Genomic DNA, 17,344 nt, shown 5'->3' on the forward strand with positions numbered 1-17,344 from the left:
ACCCGGCGAGGCGCGGACATTGCGCCGGTTTCACTTCAGTGGCAACAATTTCACGGCCGACAGGCCTCTTCTGGTTAGAATTCGACTCCACCACCAGCCGCCGCCTCCGACAAGATGAACGATGCCAGTCTGCTTCCGGACCTGATCCGCTGCTCAGCAAGTCGCCAGCCCGGAGCCAGCGCCCTGACCTGCGGCGACCACTCGATGAGCTACGGTGAGCTGCAAGCCGCGGTTGCCGGCTTTGCCAGCGGCCTGATCGAACTGGGCCTGCAGCGCGGTGAGAGGGTCGCCATTTACCTCGAAAAGCGCCTTGAAACGGTCGTCGCCAGTTTCGGCGCTGCTGCCGCCGGCTGTGTCTTCGTGCCGCTGAATCCGCTGCTCAAGGCCGAACAGGTCGGCTACATCATGCGCGACTGCAACGTGCGCGCGCTGGTCAGCTCCAGCGAGCGACTCGCATTGCTGACGCCGGTGCTGTCATCCTGCCGCGACCTGCGCCACCTGATCACCGTCAACAGCCGCGCCCCGGCCCCTCCCGAGAGCCCGCTCGTCAGTCTGGGATGGGACGAACTGCTGGGCACTTCGGGGCGCGGTGGCCACCGAGTGATCGACACAGACATGGCGGCAATCCTCTACACGTCCGGCAGCACCGGCAAACCGAAGGGCGTGGTCCTGTCGCACCGCAACATGGTTGCCGGCGCCGTGAGCGTTGCCGGCTATCTCGAGAACACCGCCGAGGACACCCTGCTGGCGGCGCTGCCGCTGTCCTTCGATGCCGGCTTCAGCCAGTTGACGACAGCCTTCCATGTCGGCGCCCGTGCCGTCCTGCTGAACTACCTGCTGCCGCAGGACATCCTCAAGGTGCTGGCTCGCGAGCGGGTCAGCGGGCTCACGGCAGTGCCGCCGCTGTATATCCAGCTCGCGCGGCTGGAGTGGCCAGCGGTCATCAGCCAGCAGCTGCGCTACTTCGCCAACACCGGCGGGCGCATGCCGCGTGCGACCCTGGCCGCTTTGCGAGCGCGCTTGCCGAACAGCAAACCCTACCTGATGTATGGCCTGACCGAGGCCTTCCGTTCGACCTTCCTGCCGCCGGACGAGGTCGACCGACGGCCGGACTCGATCGGCAAGGCGATCCCCAATGCCGAGATCCTGGTCTTGCGGGAGGACGGGTCGCCCTGCGTCGCCAATGAGCCGGGCGAACTGGTCCATCGCGGCGCCCTCGTCGCTCTCGGTTACTGGAACGACCGCGAGAAGACGGCCGAGCGGTACAGGCCACTGCCCGCCGGCGTTGCCGGCCGCGATGCCGGACTGGTGCTGCCGGAACTCGCAGTCTTCTCGGGTGACACCGTCAGCATGGACGAAGATGGCTTCCTCTATTTCATCGGCCGGCGTGACGAAATGATCAAGACCTCCGGCTACCGGGTGAGTCCGACCGAGGTCGAGGAAATCGTCTATGCGACCCGACTCGTTGGGGAGTGCGTGGCCTTCGGCGTCGACCACCCGATGCTCGGCCAGGCGATTCAGTTGATCGCCACTCCGGCCGAGGGCGACAGCCTCGACTCCGACCAGTTGTTCGCCGAATGTCGGCAGCGGATGCCGGCCTACATGGTACCGGCGGGCATCAGCCTGCGCCACGGCCCCCTGCCGCGCAACCCGAACGGCAAGCTCGACCGCAAGACTCTGGCAAGCGAATTCCGGGCTGCCGCAGAGGGATGCGCTGCGGCGACTCAGATCCCATCCGGGTCAGGTTGATGGATTTCGCATGCCCCCCACAGCAACGCCGGCAGCCAGCGGGCATTGGTGCCAGCCCGTTGACAGCCGCGACCGCGACTGCCGGTCACCACAGGAATAACCGGCGGACGGCGCGCTGCCTGCCGCTGGGTGCGAACGTGCAGCGCCCAACCATACAACGACCCTCCAAGGCCAGTCCGTGGTGACCAACAGCGAACGAACTCCGCCTGCACATGCACCGATGCATCAGTTTCCGGTACTGAACGGTGAACTTGTCATCGGTGGCGTGCCACTCAGCCGCCTCGCCGCACGGGTTGGCCAGACTCCCTTCTACGCCTACGACCGGCGGCTGCTCGCGACCAGGGTCGCCGAGCTGCGATCGTTGCTGCCAGACGGCGTAAGGCTGCACTACGCCATGAAGGCCAATCCGATGCCGGCTCTGGTGTGCCACATGGCGAGACTGGTTGACGGCATCGACGTCGCCTCGGCCGGGGAACTCAAGGTGGCGCTCGATGCCGGCGCCAATCCAGAGGAAATCAGTTTTGCCGGACCGGGCAAGGGGCGCGGCGAGCTGCGCCAGGCAGTCGCTGCCGGAATCCTGATCAATATCGAATCGCCGCGCGAGATCGATGAACTGGCAGCAATCAGTGCCGATGCCGGTCTTGCCGCACGCGTGGCGGTGCGCGTCAATCCGGACTTCGAGCTCAAGAGTTCGGGCATGAAGATGGGCGGCGGGGCCCGGCAGTTCGGCGTCGATGCCGAACAGGTGCCGGAATTGCTCGCCGGGATCGGCCGTGCCGGTCTCGCCTTCGAGGGTTTTCATCTCTTCGCGGGCTCGCAGAATCTGCGCGCCGAAGCGATCGTCGAAGCACAGATCAAGAGCTACGAACTGGCTCTACGGCTCTCCAGTTTCGCGCCGGCGAGCGTCCGCTTCCTCAATCTGGGTGGTGGCTTCGGCATTCCCTACTTTCCTGGCGAGCGCCCGCTCGAACTGGCGCCAGTTGCGGCGGGCCTGGCAACGATCGCGGAGCGTGCTGCGCACGAACTGCCGGCCGCCAGGCTGGTCATCGAGCTCGGACGCTATCTCGTCGGCGAGGCCGGAGTCTACGTCAGCCGGATCATCGATCGCAAGGTGTCGCGCGGCCAGGTCTTCCTCGTTGCCGATGGCGGACTGCACCACCATCTCTCGGCCTCGGGCAATTTCGGCCAAGTGATCCGCAAGAACTACCCGGTGGCGATCGGTAACCGACTCGGGGCACCGACCAGCATCACCGCGTCGGTCGTCGGGCCCCTGTGCACACCACTCGACCTGCTCGCAGACCGGATGCCGCTGGCCGATGCGCAGCCGGGTGATCTGGTGGTCATCTTCCAATCCGGCGCCTACGGATTGTCCGCCAGTCCACAGGCTTTTCTCGGCCATCCCACCTGCCTCGAGGTCCTTGTCTGACTACCAGCCCGGGCCAGGCTTCGGATTGTGAACGAAGCCGTCCGGGACGAACAGCCACCCCCATGCCACCCATCTCAAGAGCCTTTCGCTGCCGATCATGCTGCAACCGATCGCTGACCGGGCAATCCGGTGCACGGGTGGGCAATGGTCGCGGTGGCGGAGCGGCGCATGACGGCCCGTGACGGGACGCGGCAACTGCCGCGCACGCCCTTGCTCGACTGGTCGAGCTTTGCCGGCCCGCGGCGTCTGGCTGGCGTGCCCAGCATCGATGATATGGCCGCCAGCTGCCTGACAACCAGCGGCCGGGCCGCCATCTACCTGGCGTTGCTGCAGTTGCGGCTCGACCCGGGCAGTCTGGTCCTGGTTCCCACGTATCATTGCCCGACGATGGTGGCTCCGGTGATTCTGGCCGGACTGCGGGTGGCGTATTTCGGCATCGGTGCGACAGGGCTCCCGCAGCTTGGCACGATCGCTGACGCGACCGCGGCACACGCGAAAGCCATGCTCGTATCGCACTATTTTGGCCACCCACGATCACTGGCGGAGGTCCGGCAATGGTGCGACGCACGACAGATTGCCCTGATCGAGGACTGTGCCCACTGCTATTTCGGCAGCGCCGGCGAGCGGCCGGTGGGCGCCTGGGGCGATTTCGCCACCGCCAGTCTGTCAAAGTTCTTCCCGGTGCCTGAAGGCGGCGTACTGGCGTCGGCAAGCCGGCCGATCGTTGCCCCCAAACTGACACCGCAGGGCCTGCGAGTGGAACTCAAGTCTTGGACCGATGTGCTCGAATCGGCCGTGACTTACGGCCGCCTGGCCGGTGTCGGCTGGGTCCTGGCCCGGATCTTCGCGATCAAGAACCGGATCAACCGCTCCAGAGCCGCGGCCGCACAAGACGAATCGACCGCCCCGCCCAACATGATGCTCGCCTGTGACATGGGGCGCATCACCCGAAGACCCGCATCAACGGCCGTCGTGCTGAAGAGGCTGCTGCCACACGGACGCATCATCACCAGACGCCGATCCAACTATGCGGTCTACGCGCAGTACTTCCGGCAGGTCGATGGAGCGTACCCGCTCTACCCTGAAGCGGCAGCCGACGCCGTGCCGTACGTCTTTCCCCTATGGGTGGACGACGCCGACCGGGTCTATCAGAACCTGCGCTCACTCGCCCTGCCGGTGTTTCGCTGGGACCGCATCTGGCCGGACACTCCCCTGCTCGCCGGCGACGTCGGACCCTCCTGGAGCCGGCACGTCCTGCAGCTGCTCTGCCACCAGGATTTGAGCGACGCCGACGTGACACGCACGGCGGTCGCGACGCTCGCTCTGCTTTCGGCGGAACGCAGACCGACAGGCAGCGGCACTGGCTAGAAATCGAAAGGCACGCCCGAAAATGCCACCATCACCCGCGCTCGTCTGGCAAAACCTGCCTGCGGCATCGCTTCACCAGGACGCCGTTCTGTCCGCTGCCTGGGACCGTTTGAATGCGCAGCGCGGCGATCTTCCTTTCCTGAACACTGAGGCGATCACCGCCAGCCTCGATTCGTTTGGCACGGGCCGGGAAAGGCTGCTGGTCGGCCGACAGGAGCACACGATCACGGCGATGTGCCTGCTGGTTCGCACCTCCGCCACCGCATGGCAGAGTTTCCAGCCATCCCAGTTGCCCCTTGGTGCCTGGGTGGCCGATGACCGACTGCCGGTGCTCGAGCTCGCGCGCAGCCTGATCCGGGGACCGCTTGGCCTCTGCCTCTTGCTGTCAATGACGCAAATCGACCCACTCCATGCAGCTCGCCCGGCCAACACCGCCGACAGCGAGAGCAGCGACTACATCCGCACGGCCTGGACCGAACTTCCTGGCAGCTTTGCCGAATACTGGAACCAACGCGGCAAGAACCTCCGCCAGAACATGCGCAAGCAGAGAAACAGGCTGGCGGGCGAGGGGATCAGCGGGCACCTTCGTGTCCTCGACCAGGCGGCGGACATGGCGGCCGCGATCGAGCGTTATGGCGCACTCGAGAGCGCTGGCTGGAAGGGCGGCCAGGGCACGGCCGTCCATCCAGACAACTCGCAGGGGAGGTTCTACCGGCGCTTGCTGGAGAACGCGGCGATGCGCGGCGAAGCAGTCGTCTTCGAGTACCTGTTTGACGACCGGGTGGTGGCGACCAACCTCTGCCTGCGACGCGACGACGTTCTGGTCATCCTGAAAACGACCTACGACGAGTCGATCCAGTCGTACTCACCCGCGTTCCTGCTCAGCCAGGACGAGATCGAGCTACTGTACCAGGAGGGCAGAATACAGCGCATCGAGTACTACGGCCGCATGATGGAGTGGCACGGCCGGTGGACCGAAAAGTCGCGCATCCTCTATCACCTGACGCTGTATCGCTGGCCGCTGCTGCAGCGGCTTGCCGAGTGGCGGCGTCGAAGGCGGTCCGGCACCGGCGCATCGGCCGGCTGAACGCGGGCACGCGACGACCGGAAGACGGACGCCATTTGTGCCGAGCACACGCGTGCGCGGCTCGGGAGCATGAAGGACGAAAGACCGGCTTTTGGCCGGTCTTTCGTTGACTGCTGCTGCTCGGTTCAATTGGTCGGGGCGCCGGGATTCGAACTCGGGACCCCTTGCACCCCATGCAAGTGCGCTACCAGGCTGCGCCACGCCCCGACAGGGGATAGATTATATCCCAAAAACCGCAGAACTCAGGGCCGCAGCATTTCGACGATGCTCAGGAGTTCTGCACGAACTCCCTCGAGCGTCAGCACCGAGGCCTTCGCCGTGGCCTCAGCCTCGGCGTCCTCCAGACGATTGCGCGCGCCACTGATCGTGAATCCCTGGCTGTAGAGAAGCTCGCGGATACGCCGAACCAAAAGGACTTCATGGTGCTGATAGTAGCGGCGGTTGCCGCGCCGTTTCACCGGTCGAAGTTGCGCGAACTCCTGCTCCCAGTAACGCAGGACGTGCGGCTTCACGCCGCAAAGTTCGCTCACCTCGCCGATCGTGAAGTAGCGTTTGGCAGGAATGGCCGGCAACGGCTCCGGAACCGGCTCTCTATGACTGGCTTCCATCGTAGGCGTTCTCCACCTCGGCCTTCAGTTTCTGGCTGGCGTGAAAGGTCACCACTCGCCGGGCAGTGATCGGGATTTCTTCGCCAGTTTTTGGATTGCGGCCTGGGCGCTGCGGCTTGTCTCGCAACTGGAAATTGCCAAACCCGGACAACTTGACACCGTCACCTCGTTCGAGCGCGTTCCGAATCTCCTCGAAGAACGCCTCGACCATGTCCTTGGCCTCACGCTTGTTGAGACCGACCTTCTCGAACAACAAGTCGGCCAGTTCTGCCTTGGTTAGCGTCATTCCCATCCCTTCTCAGACGCGAAGCCGCGCTCCAAACGCCTGCTGCAGATAGGTCACCAGCTGCTGCATGGCGGCGTCGACTTCAGCCTCGAGCAAGGTCCGGTGAGTATCTTGCATCACTATACGGAAGGCAAGGCTTTTCTTGCCGGCCTCGACACCGCGCCCGACGTACACATCGAACAGCCGGATGTCACTGACGATCGCAGGCCGATCGGCACTCAAGGCATCGAGCAGCAGCTGCAGCTCGAGTGCGTGGTCGACGACGATGGCCACGTCCCGGATGACAACCGGTTGGCGTGATCCCTCGACATACTGCGGCAGCCGGGCCCGCTCGACGGGGTCGAGGTCTACCTCGAACAGCACAGGTGCCAAAGGCAGATCGTACTTCTGCTGCCACTGCGGGTGCAACTCGCCGATGAAGCCAATTGCCTGGCCATCAACCAAGACCCGCGCGCTGCGACCCGGATGCAGCGCCGGGTGCTCAGCCACCTCGAAGCGCGCAACGCGCGGGGTGAGCAATAGCTCGAGGTCTCCCTTGACGTCAAAATAGTCGACGTTGCGGGCGGCACAGCCCCACTGTTCCGGCAGCGCCGCGCCGTAGGCGAGCGCCGCGAGCTTCCATGGCTGACGAAAACCCGCGACCGGGCCACCAAGCGGATCTCGCAAGAAGCACCGGCCCGTCTCGAAAACACGCACACGGCTTTGCCGACGTTTGAGATTCGTTGCCACGTTTGCGAGGAGCCCGCCAAACAGCGAAGAACGCATGACACTCAACTGGCTGGCGATCGGATTGGCCAGTCGGATCACCCGATCGTTGCCGGCGAGGTCCCTTTCCCAGGCTTCTTCGACGAAGGCAAAATTGATGACTTCCTGATAGCCGCAATCAGTCAGCATCTGCCGCACTCGCGCTGCGGGCCGCGTCTGCTCGCTCTGGGGCAGCATCGACAGCGCCGCCCGAGGCAGGGCCGCAGGGATGTTGTCATAGCCGTGGAGACGAACGATTTCCTCGATCAGGTCTTCCTCGATCTCGATGTCGAAGCGATAGCTGGGCGGCGTGACGACAAAATCGTCGGCGTCGCGGACGAATGACAGGCCGAGGCGGCGAAACAGCTCATCGATTCTCTCGGGAGAAAGGTCCAAACCCAGCACCTTGCGCACGCGTCGCGGGCGCAGACGAACCGGAAGCCGCTGCGGCAGACTCGCCAGCGCCTCACTGACCGGACCAGCCTGCCCGCCACAGATGTCGATAACGAGGCGCGTCGCCCGCTCCAGCGCCCGCCGCGTCGCAGCGAAATCGACGCCCCGTTCGAAACGATGTGCAGCATCGGAGACGAAACCGTAGCGACGGGCGCGCCCAGCGATCGCTTCGGGTGCAAAGAATGCCGCCTCCAGGAACAGCTCGGTTGTCGCCAGAGTGATGCCGCTATCCTCGCCACCCATCACTCCCGCCATCGCCAACGGCCGCCGCTCGTCGGCAATCAGCAGGATGTCGCTCTGCAGCTCGACAGTCTGTTCGTTGAGCAGCTTGATCGTCTCGCCCGCCTGCGCCATGCGCGCGTGCACGGCTCCAGCAAGCCGCTGGTTGTCAAAAGCGTGCAACGGCTGGCCGAGTTCGAGCATCACATAGTTGGTGATGTCAACCAGTGCCGAAATCGGGCGCAGGCCGCTGCGCTCGAGTCGCCGCCGCATCCAGGACGGCGTCGCGGCGGCCGCGTCGACGCCGGCGATCACCCTGCCGCAGTAACGCGGGCATGCCGCCGGAGCGTCGAGGAAGACTGCCCGCTCGGTGGCAATGCCGACCGGCACCTCCTCGGCCTGGATAGAGGTCGCCGGTGCGCCAGTAAGGGCCGCAACCTCGCGCGCCACACCCTCGAGCGACAGGCAATCCGCCCGATTGGGAGTCAACTTCAGCGTCAGCACGCGATCATCGAGATCGAGATGGTGGCGCAGATCCTCGCCCACGGCAGCCGCAGTGTCCAGGAGGAGCAGTCCCGACGCGTCGTCGGTGATGCCAAGCTCCCGTGCCGAACAGAGCATGCCAAAGGACTCGATCCCGCGCACCTTGCTGAGCCTGATCTGCAAACCACCCGGAAGGTCGGCACCGACCAGCGCACACGGGACCTTGCTGCCCGCAACGACATCCGGTGCACCGCAGACGATCTGCAGCAACTCGCCGGCACCAACATCCACGCGACAAAGGCTAAGCCGATCGGCGTTGGGATGACGGTCCACGCTGACGACTTCGGCGACGACGACCCGGCTGAAGGCGGGAGCGACGGTCTCTTCCTCCTCCACCTCCAGACCAGCCATGGTCAGGAGGTGCGAGAACTCTTGTCCAGAGCATGCGGGGTCTACGAAGCTGCGTAGCCAGGATTCAGAGAATTTCATTCCCGTTCGCGGTCACAAGGGGTCGCCATCAGACGAACTGCCGCAGGAAGCGCAGGTCGCCATCGAAGAACATTCGCAGGTCATTGATGCCGTAACGCAGCATGGTGAGGCGATCAGGGCCCATGCCAAAAGCGAAACCAAGGTATCGCTCGGGATCGATGTTGACGTGGCGCAGGACGTTCGGGTGAACCATTCCGCAGCCGGCGATCTCGAGCCACCGCCCCTTGTGCGCACCGCTCATGAACGCCATGTCGATTTCTGCCGATGGTTCGGTGAAAGGAAAGAAGGAGGGCCGGAAACGCACCTGCAGATCGTCACTCTCGAAGAAACGGCGCAGGAAGTCGGCGATGACACCCTTCAGATCGGCAAAGCTGACGTTCTCGCCGATCCACAGCCCTTCGACCTGATGGAACATTGGTGAATGCGTCGCATCGGAGTCGACGCGATAGACCCGCCCCGGCGCAATGACCCGGATTTCCGGCATCGTCTCCAACGCAGCATGCCTGGCGACATGCGCCTGCATGTAGCGCACCTGGATCGGGCTGGTATGGGTGCGCAGCAATACACCCTCGGCAACCGCTCCCGACTCATCCAGCAGGTAGAAGGTGTCGTGCATGGAGCGCGCAGGATGATTCTCCGGCGTATTCAGGGCGGTGAAGTTCTGGAAATCGGCCTCGATCTCGGGACCGTCGGCAACCTCGAAACCGATCGAACGGAACAGGGATTCGACCCGTTCGAGTGTTCGTGTCACCGGGTGCAAACCGCCGCGTGCCTGCCCACGACCAGGCAAGCTCACGTCGAGCGCCTCCTCCGCCAAGCGGGCGCTCAGTGCCATCTTCCGGATTGCTTCACGACGCGTGTTGAGGACGGTTTCGACGGCTTCCTTGGCGCGATTGACCGCCGCACCTGCCGTCTTGCGCTCGTGCGGCGGTAGTTTGGCCAAAGCCTTGAGCAGGTCGGTTATCTGTCCGTTCCTGCCGAGATAAGCGGCCTTGATCTGCTCAAGCACATCGGCGTCGTCGGTTGCAGCAAAAGCCAGCTCCGCCGCCTGGACAATCTGATCGAGGTTATGCATGCTTCACCGAAAAAAAGGAGGCTCGCGCCTCCTTTCCCGAAAGTCGTCGGGCCTAGGCGGCAAGCCGGGCCTTCGCCTCGGCAGCCAGCGCAGCGAAAGCAGGCTTGTCAAAGACAGCCAGATCTGCCAGCACCTTGCGATCCACCTCCACCTGTGCCTTCTTCAAACCATTCATGAAGGTACTGTATTTCATCCCGAGTTCCCTGGCTGCGGCATTGATCCGGGCAATCCAGAGGCTGCGGAACTGACGCTTCCGCTGTCGGCGATCACGGTAGGCATACTGGCCTGCCTTCATCACCGCCTGCTTGGCGACACGGTAAACGTTCTTGCGACGACCGCGATAGCCCTTGGCCAGGGCGAGAATCTTCTTGTGGCGCGCGTGCGCCGTTACACCACGCTTGACTCGAGGCATCGATTATCTCCTTATGCGTAGGGCATCATGGCACGCACGACCGCCTTGTCGGCGGCGTGCACTGCGGTCATGCCGCGCAACTGGCGCTTGGTCTTGGTGTCCTTCTTTGTCAGGATGTGACGCTTGTACGCGAACGAACGCTTGATGCGACCACTCGGACTGATCTTGAAGCGCTTCTTGGCTCCTGTCTTGGTTTTCATCTTGGGCATTGGATGCTCCTGTTAATGACATGCTGCCAGGTGTCTCCCGACGGGAGTTCTTCGAACCCGGCACCACTTATCCACACGGCACGAGACTCGCGTCGCCGGCCGTGGCTCCTGCAATCTAACGCTTCTTGCTCGGCGTCAGCACCATCACCATCTGCCTTCCTTCCATCTTCGGCATCTGCTCGACCAATGCCAAGTCCTGCAGATCGGCCCTGATGCGCTCGATCTGCCGCATGCCGATATCCTGATGCGCCATTTCCCGGCCACGGAAGCGCAGCGTAACCTTGACCTTGTCCTCTTCCTCGAGGAAACGCGTCATGTTGCGCAGCTTGATCTGGTAGTCGTTTTCATCGGTACCCGGACGCAGCTTCACTTCCTTCACCTGCACCTGCTTCTGCTTGAGCTTCTGCTCATGCTGACGCTTCTGTTCCTGGTACTTGAACTTGCCAAAATCGACGATGCGGCAGACCGGCGGCTGCGCCATCGGGGCGATCTCGACCAAGTCGACACCCGCCTCTTCGGCAAGCGCCAGAGCCGCCCTGACGCTCATGATTCCCAGTTGCTCGCCGTCGGCGCCGATGAGCCGGACCTCCGGTGCGTTGATTTCTTCGTTGACGCGTTGCGCTTTTTGCAGTGCGATGGTCCCGCTCCTTTTTCCGACAAAAGTCAAGCCGTGCCACTGCGCTCGGCGACTTCCCCAAGAAGCCGCCCGGTCAGAGCCTCGAGAGTCATTTGCCCGAGGTCCCTGCCCCCGCGCGTGCGCACGGCCACCAGATTCGCTGCCACCTCCTTGTCGCCAACGACGATCTGATACGGCAGCTTGTTCATGCTATGTTCTCGTATTTTATAGGTAATTTTTTCATTGCGCAAATCCGCCTCGACCCGCAGCCCGGCGCTGCGCAGCACCGCCGCGACCTGCCCCGCATAGTCGGCCTGTTTCTCTGAAATATTCAGCACCACCGCCTGTATCGGCGACAGCCAGAGGGGCATCGCACCAGCATAATGCTCGATGAGAATCCCGATGAAGCGCTCCAGCGAGCCGAGGATCGCCCGGTGCAGCATGACCGGAACCTGGCGCTCGTTGTTCTCGCCAACGTAGTGCGCGTCAAGGCGTTGCGGCAAGGCAAAGTCAAGTTGCAGTGTGCCACACTGCCAAACGCGCCCAAGGCAGTCCTTCAGCGAAAACTCGATCTTCGGCCCGTAGAATGCGCCTTCTCCCGGCTGCAGGTCATAGGCCAGTGCTTTCGCCGCCAGAGCCTCGGCCAATGCCGCTTCCGCCCGGTCCCATGCGGCGTCCGATCCGATGCGTTTCGCCGGCCGCGTGGACAGCTTGACGAGGATCTCGGTAAATCCGAAATCGGCATAGATCTTCTGCAACAGGTCGATGAATGCAGCCGTCTCCGGCAATACCTGCTGTTCCGTACAGAATATGTGTGCGTCATCCTGAACGAAGGCGCGCACGCGCATGATGCCGTGCAGGGCACCGGACGGCTCGTTGCGATGGCAGGAGCCGAACTCTGCCAGTCGCATCGGCAGGTCACGGTAACTGCGCAGCCCCTGATTGAAGATCTGGATGTGCCCGGGGCAGTTCATCGGCTTGATCGCGTAGTCACGGTTCTCCGAGGCAGTCGTGAACATGTGCTCCGCATAGTTCTGCCAGTGGCCCGAGCGCTCCCAGAGCGAACGATCCATGATCATCGGCGTCTTCACTTCGCAATAGCCGTTCTCGCCGAGCAGACGCCGGATGTACTGTTCGACTTCCTGCCAAATGGTCCAGCCCTTAGGGTGCCAGAAGACCATCCCGGGCGCCTCGTCCTGCAGGTGAAAGAGGTCGAGTTGCCGACCCAGCTTGCGATGATCCCGCTTCTCGGCTTCTTCGAGCATGTGCAGGTATGCATCCTGGTCTTCCTTACGGATCCACGCGGTGCCGTAGATGCGCTGCAACTGTTCGTTGCGGTGGTCCCCGCGCCAGTAGGCACCGGCCAGCTTCATCAGCTTGAAGACCTTCAATCTACCGGTCGATGGGACATGCGGACCACGACAAAGGTCAACGAAGTCTCCTTCGCGGTACAGCGAGACAGTCTGATCCGCCGGTATCGCATCGATCAGTTCCGCCTTGTAGTGCTCGCCCTTGGACTTGAAGAAGGCGACAGCCTGATCGCGCTGCCAGACTTCCCTCTGCACCGGCAAATCGCGCCGCACCAGTTCCGCCATCCGCCTTTCGATGGCCGCCAGATCGTCAAGCGTGAACGGACGCTCGAATGCGAAATCGTAGTAGAAGCCGCTCTCGATGACCGGGCCAATGGTCACCTGTGCCGCCGGAAACAGCTCCTTCACCGCATAGGCCATGAGGTGTGCCGTCGAGTGGCGAATGACCTCGAGCCCCTCGGGATCCTTTTCGGTGACGATCGCCAGATGGGCATCGCTGTTGATCACGAATGAGGTATCCACCAGACGGCCATCGATCTTGCCGGCCAAGGCGGCTCGCGCCAAGCCGGCACCAATCGTCTGCGCGACCTCGGCGACCGTCACAGGCCGCGCGAAATCCCTCTGCGAACCATCGGGTAGTGTGACGACCGGCATAGTGCACCTCAGCACGAAGAAATGGAAAAGCCAGAGCGCCGCTCTGGCTTGTGTCCGGACCGCAGGCGAGAAATCGACAACTCGCACCAAGCGCGACGACAGCCGCGCTCAGGGTCTCTGGCCAACATCCCGCCGTCGACCACTCGGCAAGAACGGTGTCGGACCCGATCGCAGCCGGCAGCAACGACGTTCGCCAACCTTCCCGTAGATCCTCGACGCTGCGATTCTAGCACAGCAGGTCCGGCCGGCCAAAAGCCAAGCGCCGACAGTCCCGGCTGTGGCCCTGCGACCTCCAAGGACGCACCGACCTGCAAGCAGGGCGGGGCGGCGTCAGTCGCCACCGCGTGGTCGCGATCCCTCAACTCGCCAGCGGCGCGAAAAGCGCCGAGATGTCGTCGCTGCCGAACTTGGCTTCGACGCCATGGTCGGCAGACAGAATGCGCGCCGCAAGCTCGGCCTTGCCCTCCTGCAGGGCGAGAATCTTCTCTTCGATGCTGCCGGCAATGATCAGCTTATAGACGAACACCGGCTTGTCCTGGCCAAGTCGATGCGCGCGATCGGTCGCCTGATTCTCGGCGGCGGGGTTCCACCACGGATCGTAGTGGATGACTGTATCGGCAGCCGTCAGATTCAGGCCAACGCCTCCGGCGCGCAGGCTGATCAGGAAGATGGACACTTCGCCCGCCTGAAAGCGGCGGACCTGTTCCTCGCGATCCACCGTGTCACCGCAAAGCAGGGCGTAGTCGAGGGCAAGGAGCCGCAGTTCCTTGGCAATCAGCGCCAGCATGCTGGTGAACTGCGAGAACACCAGGATCTTCCGGCCCTCCTCAACCAATTCCGGCACCATCGTCATCAGGAGATCCAGCTTGGCGCGTTCCTTGATCTTCTGCACCGACTTGGACTTGAGCAACCGCGGGTCGCAACAGACCTGTCGCAACTTCAGCAGCGCATCAAGAATGACGATCTGGCTGCGATTGAAACCCTTGCTGGCGATTTCCTCACGCACCTTGGCGTCCATGGCAACGCGAACGGTCTCGTAGAGATCGCGTTGACCACCAGCCAGTTCCACCTTGCGCACGATGATGGTCTTCGGCGGCAGTTCGCGTGCAACCTCCTCTTTCTTGCGGCGCAGGATGAACGGCCGCACCCGCCTCGCCAACAGCTCACGGCGCCTGACGTCGCCCTGCTTCTCGATCGGTGTCCGCCAGTACTTGGTGAAGGTCTGGTTACTGCCGAGAAAGCCCGGCAACAGGAAGTCGAACTGGCTCCAGAGTTCGCCCAGGTGGTTCTCCAGCGGCGTCCCGGTCAAGCAGAGGCGGTGACGAGCTTCGATCCGACGGACCACTTCAGCACCCTGACTGCGGGCGTTCTTCACCGTCTGCGCCTCGTCGAGAATCAGCAGGTGATAGGCGTACCGGGTCAGGTCGGCTGCATCGCGCCATAGCAGCGGATAGGTCGTCAGCACCACATCATGGCGCGGGATGTCGGCAAAGCGGCTCTTTCGTTCCGGTCCATGCAACGACAGGATGGACAGGCCCGGAGCAAAGCGAGCGGCCTCGTTGGTCCAGTTGAAGATCAGTGAGGTGGGCAGCACGATCAGTGCCGGCCGGTCCAGCCGGCCCGATTCCTTTTCCAGCAGCAGGTGTGCCAGTGTCTGCGCCGTCTTGCCCAGACCCATGTCGTCGGCGAGAATTCCCGCAAGATTCTGTTCGCGCAGGAACTGCAGCCAGGCCAGCCCTTCGGTCTGGTAATGACGCAACTCCAGGGCGAGCCCCCGTGGCGGCTCGATGTGGCCGATCCCCTGTGCTGCGCTCAGCTGCTCGGCGAGCGCCAGCACATCACTCTGGCCCTTGAACCGCCAGCGCGAACCGTCGTTGAGCTCGGTCAGGCGCGGCGCGTCGAAACGGGAAAGGCGCAGGCTGCTACCGCCGGTGAAGCCATCAAAGAGGTCGATCAGGGTTGCCGCAAGCGGCTTCAGGCGCCACGCAGGAACGCGGATTCTCAAACCGGCACCGGTCACCAGTTCGACCATCTCGTTGTTCGCGACCTGTGCCAAGAGGCTGGCCTCGAGCCAGCGCCCGTCACGCCGGAAGAGGCTGGCAAGCAGAGGCGCAAGTGGCAGACGCTCACCTTCCACGACGATTCCCATGTCGAGTTCAAACCAGCCCTGCCCGGAGTCCGTGAGATCGGCATCCCAGGCCTCGACCTCGAGCAAGCGATGGCGAAACTCGGCAGCAAAGTCGACCTGCCAACCGCTTCTGCGCAGGCGCGGCAGTTGCTCACGCATGAAGACCGGCCAACTGCTCTCCTGCGCCAGTCCATATGCATTGTCCGGTGGCCTGCCGAAGGTTTGCAGGACGTAGCCCGGGATCTTCTCCAGATCGGCACTGCCCAGTTCCGACATGAGTTCCTCTTCGCGCGCACGCTGACGCTCGATGCGCACCATCTCACCATTGGCCAGGATCGTGAAGTCGCGCCGGTCGTCGGGAATCACCTCGACATCCTCGTAGCGAAACGCCGCCAAGGCGACATCGAAGGGCCCTCCGCCGAAAGCCGCCGAGTAGTCACGCCAGCCGCGATTGCCGTGTATGTGCAGGGTCCGCAGACGCAGCAGTGCGACCGGCTCGGCAACGATGCAGCGGATGTTTGAGCTGGCCTGTTCAGGGTCGCAAGGCAGCTCGCTCACGGTCTCGGCAAGGGCCTCGCCAACCAGGGCGGCAGCTGTGGCCGACAGGGGCGGTAGCGAGAACAGGCGGGCTACTACCGCCGGGTTGCCTCGCACCTGCAGGGAACCAACCTGGCGCCCGTCGAGATCGACGAACCACGGCTGCGGCAGCGGTATGACCAGACCGGCCGCCGGCTCCGCGAGCAGCATGGCCGACTGACGCCCGTCGCCGCTCTCCCGCCAACCAACAGTCGCGGGGCGCGGTGCAGCCAGCGTCAGAAAGGAAAAATCATCGCCTCGACACAGCCGGCCGGTTTGTGCCATGAGTTGCAGCGCTTCGCCACCGTGTCTTGGCCCAAGGCCAAAGGCGCGCAGACCCGTGTCGAAGGCGCGCTCGGCCCACAGCAGTCGCAGGATCGGACGATCTTCGTCACTCACGAAGCGCAGGGATTTCGCGAGCGCACGATCGATGTTCCACACCTCGTCGGCGCCATCAGGTTCGCGGCCCTTGTGAACCGTGACCCCGAAGCCAGCCAGGTCGGCCGTCCAATGCAGCAGGTAGAAGAGCTGCTGGCGACCGCCGCCGGGACTGCGGTCCTTCTTGCTCACCGCAATCGCCACCCGGCGCAGTTCCTCGGTCCACGAGAGCGCGCCGACGTCGCTCTTGCCGAGCGGCAGCGATCGTTCCGCCGGCTTATCCACGCGGCGTGGCCGACGGCTGGGTGACACCGCTCTCGCGCCAGACTTCGCGCAGTGAAGGCAGACGGATCGAAGACTCGTTCAAGGTGTGCCCCCACAGCCAAGAGTTCCGCGACACACCGTTGTCGCGGACCGCGAAACAGCGCAACCGCGGCCACCCGGACAAATAAGCTGGCATACGGCGGCAAGCTCCGGCAAGCGCAGCCACACCACTCCGCTTGCGCCCGTTCTCAATCGCGGAAGTTGCCGTAGCGGATCGGAAAATCGCTGATCTCCTTCGTCACCAGCGCGATGCAGGCCTGCAGCTCGTCCCGCTTGGCGCCACTGACGCGCACCGCATCGCCCTGAATCGAAGCCTGCACCTTGAGCTTCGAGTCCTTGATCAGCTTGACGATCTTCTTCGCCAGTTCCGACTCGATGCCAATTCGGATCTTCAGGTCCTGTTTGACCTTGTTGCCAGAGACTCGCTGCACCGGCTGATCTTCGAGTCGCTTGGTGCTCTCCTTTTCCTTCTTCTCCATTGCCGGAAACAGGAGATCCCTGATCTGCCCAAGCTGGAACTCGGAGTCACCGTGCAGCGTGATCACCTTGTCCTTGTCATTGAGTTCCACCCTGGCGCTCGTGCCCTTGAAATCGTAGCGATTGTCGATGGCACGCCGGGTGACGTCGAGCGCGTTGTGCAACGCGGCCATGTCGGCTTCGGAAGAAAAGTCGAATGAAGGCATAGAGTGATCCAGTTGTTGGTCGAAAGGGCGGCCAGGCGCGGCCCCGCACCGCCGGCGGTGGCATGCG

The 17,344-nt window shown here is 63.5% G+C and carries 14 protein-coding genes and 1 tRNA gene; 4 read left to right on the forward strand and 11 right to left on the reverse strand.

Annotated features, from left to right (window positions below):
- Positions 1-114 precede the first annotated feature (114 nt).
- The 4 genes from HT579_00295 (at position 115) to HT579_00310 (ending at position 5,630) form a co-directional block, all read left to right on the forward strand.
- Positions 115-1,749 carry an acyl-CoA ligase (AMP-forming), exosortase A system-associated gene (locus HT579_00295; GenBank protein ID QKS27537.1) on the forward strand — a complete coding sequence of 545 codons (1,635 nt, stop codon included), beginning with the start codon at positions 115-117 and terminating at the stop codon, positions 1,747-1,749.
- A 220-nt stretch (positions 1,750-1,969) separates the two neighbouring features.
- Positions 1,970-3,175 (forward strand): pyridoxal-dependent decarboxylase, exosortase A system-associated, encoded by a 1,206-nt coding sequence (locus HT579_00300; protein QKS27538.1) that lies wholly within the window; start codon positions 1,970-1,972, stop codon positions 3,173-3,175.
- 168 nt (positions 3,176-3,343) lie between these two features.
- Positions 3,344-4,543 (forward strand): DegT/DnrJ/EryC1/StrS aminotransferase family protein, encoded by a 1,200-nt coding sequence (locus HT579_00305; protein ID QKS27539.1) that lies wholly within the window; start codon positions 3,344-3,346, stop codon positions 4,541-4,543.
- A 22-nt stretch (positions 4,544-4,565) separates the two neighbouring features.
- Positions 4,566-5,630, forward strand: coding sequence for a GNAT family N-acetyltransferase (locus tag HT579_00310; GenBank protein QKS27540.1), 1,065 nt, complete (start codon positions 4,566-4,568; stop codon positions 5,628-5,630).
- Positions 5,631-5,760: 130 nt separating this feature from the next.
- On the opposite strand, the gene HT579_00315 is transcribed toward HT579_00310, so the two are convergent.
- The 11 genes from HT579_00315 to HT579_00365 all read right to left on the reverse strand — a co-directional run bounded on the left by HT579_00315 (position 5,761) and on the right by HT579_00365 (position 17,277).
- Positions 5,761-5,837: transfer RNA gene (locus HT579_00315), tRNA-Pro, on the reverse strand.
- A 35-nt stretch (positions 5,838-5,872) separates the two neighbouring features.
- Positions 5,873-6,238 carry a MerR family transcriptional regulator gene (locus tag HT579_00320; protein QKS27541.1) on the reverse strand — a complete coding sequence of 122 codons (366 nt, stop codon included), beginning with the start codon at positions 6,236-6,238 and terminating at the stop codon, positions 5,873-5,875.
- Positions 6,222-6,530: an integration host factor subunit alpha gene (locus HT579_00325; GenBank protein QKS27542.1), complete on the reverse strand. Its 309-nt coding sequence runs from the start codon at positions 6,528-6,530 to the stop codon at positions 6,222-6,224. The genes HT579_00320 and HT579_00325 overlap by 17 nt, the downstream gene beginning before the upstream one ends.
- A 6-nt stretch (positions 6,531-6,536) precedes the next feature.
- Positions 6,537-8,912, reverse strand: coding sequence for a phenylalanine--tRNA ligase subunit beta (locus tag HT579_00330; protein QKS27543.1), 2,376 nt, complete (start codon positions 8,910-8,912; stop codon positions 6,537-6,539).
- Positions 8,913-8,940: 28 nt separating this feature from the next.
- Positions 8,941-9,987 (reverse strand): phenylalanine--tRNA ligase subunit alpha, encoded by a 1,047-nt coding sequence (gene pheS, locus HT579_00335; protein QKS27544.1) that lies wholly within the window; start codon positions 9,985-9,987, stop codon positions 8,941-8,943.
- A 52-nt stretch (positions 9,988-10,039) separates the two neighbouring features.
- Positions 10,040-10,399 carry a 50S ribosomal protein L20 gene (rplT, locus tag HT579_00340; GenBank protein QKS27545.1) on the reverse strand — a complete coding sequence of 120 codons (360 nt, stop codon included), beginning with the start codon at positions 10,397-10,399 and terminating at the stop codon, positions 10,040-10,042.
- Positions 10,400-10,410: 11 nt separating this feature from the next.
- Positions 10,411-10,608 carry a 50S ribosomal protein L35 gene (gene rpmI, locus HT579_00345; protein ID QKS27546.1) on the reverse strand — a complete coding sequence of 66 codons (198 nt, stop codon included), beginning with the start codon at positions 10,606-10,608 and terminating at the stop codon, positions 10,411-10,413.
- Between the two features lie 115 nt (positions 10,609-10,723).
- Positions 10,724-11,245 (reverse strand): translation initiation factor IF-3, encoded by a 522-nt coding sequence (gene infC / locus HT579_00350; protein ID QKS31415.1) that lies wholly within the window; start codon positions 11,243-11,245, stop codon positions 10,724-10,726.
- 26 nt (positions 11,246-11,271) lie between these two features.
- A complete protein-coding gene (gene thrS, locus HT579_00355) occupies positions 11,272-13,188 on the reverse strand; it encodes a threonine--tRNA ligase (GenBank protein QKS27547.1) in 1,917 nt (638 codons plus the stop codon).
- 358 nt (positions 13,189-13,546) lie between these two features.
- The gene (locus HT579_00360; protein QKS27548.1) at positions 13,547-16,555 is read right to left on the reverse strand and encodes a DEAD/DEAH box helicase; all 3,009 of its coding nucleotides are present in this window, start codon (positions 16,553-16,555) and stop codon (positions 13,547-13,549) included.
- Between the two features lie 227 nt (positions 16,556-16,782).
- On the reverse strand, positions 16,783-17,277 hold the full coding sequence (locus HT579_00365; protein ID QKS27549.1) for a YajQ family cyclic di-GMP-binding protein: 495 nt from the start codon (positions 17,275-17,277) through the stop codon (positions 16,783-16,785).
- Between the last annotated feature and the right edge of the window lie 67 nt (positions 17,278-17,344).

Source organism: Candidatus Accumulibacter similis, from assembly GCA_013347225.1.
Lineage (GTDB): Bacteria > Pseudomonadota > Gammaproteobacteria > Burkholderiales > Rhodocyclaceae > Accumulibacter > Accumulibacter similis.

Excerpts from the sequence above, each read along its gene's own strand:
- HT579_00300 (QKS27538.1), top strand. The coding sequence starts at position 1,970 with ATGCATCAGTTTCCGGTACTGAACGGTGAACTTGTCATCGGTGGCGTG.
- HT579_00305 (QKS27539.1), top strand. The coding sequence starts at position 3,344 with ATGACGGCCCGTGACGGGACGCGGCAACTGCCGCGCACGCCCTTGCTC.
- HT579_00325 (QKS27542.1), bottom strand. The coding sequence starts at position 6,530 with ATGGGAATGACGCTAACCAAGGCAGAACTGGCCGACTTGTTGTTCGAG.
- rplT (QKS27545.1), bottom strand. The coding sequence starts at position 10,399 with ATGCCTCGAGTCAAGCGTGGTGTAACGGCGCACGCGCGCCACAAGAAG.
- HT579_00320 (QKS27541.1), bottom strand. The coding sequence starts at position 6,238 with ATGGAAGCCAGTCATAGAGAGCCGGTTCCGGAGCCGTTGCCGGCCATT.
- HT579_00295 (QKS27537.1), top strand. The coding sequence starts at position 115 with ATGAACGATGCCAGTCTGCTTCCGGACCTGATCCGCTGCTCAGCAAGT.
- HT579_00310 (QKS27540.1), top strand. The coding sequence starts at position 4,566 with ATGCCACCATCACCCGCGCTCGTCTGGCAAAACCTGCCTGCGGCATCG.
- pheS (QKS27544.1), bottom strand. The coding sequence starts at position 9,987 with ATGCATAACCTCGATCAGATTGTCCAGGCGGCGGAGCTGGCTTTTGCT.
- HT579_00365 (QKS27549.1), bottom strand. The coding sequence starts at position 17,277 with ATGCCTTCATTCGACTTTTCTTCCGAAGCCGACATGGCCGCGTTGCAC.
- HT579_00330 (QKS27543.1), bottom strand. The coding sequence starts at position 8,912 with ATGAAATTCTCTGAATCCTGGCTACGCAGCTTCGTAGACCCCGCATGC.
- rpmI (QKS27546.1), bottom strand. The coding sequence starts at position 10,608 with ATGCCCAAGATGAAAACCAAGACAGGAGCCAAGAAGCGCTTCAAGATC.
- thrS (QKS27547.1), bottom strand. The coding sequence starts at position 13,188 with ATGCCGGTCGTCACACTACCCGATGGTTCGCAGAGGGATTTCGCGCGG.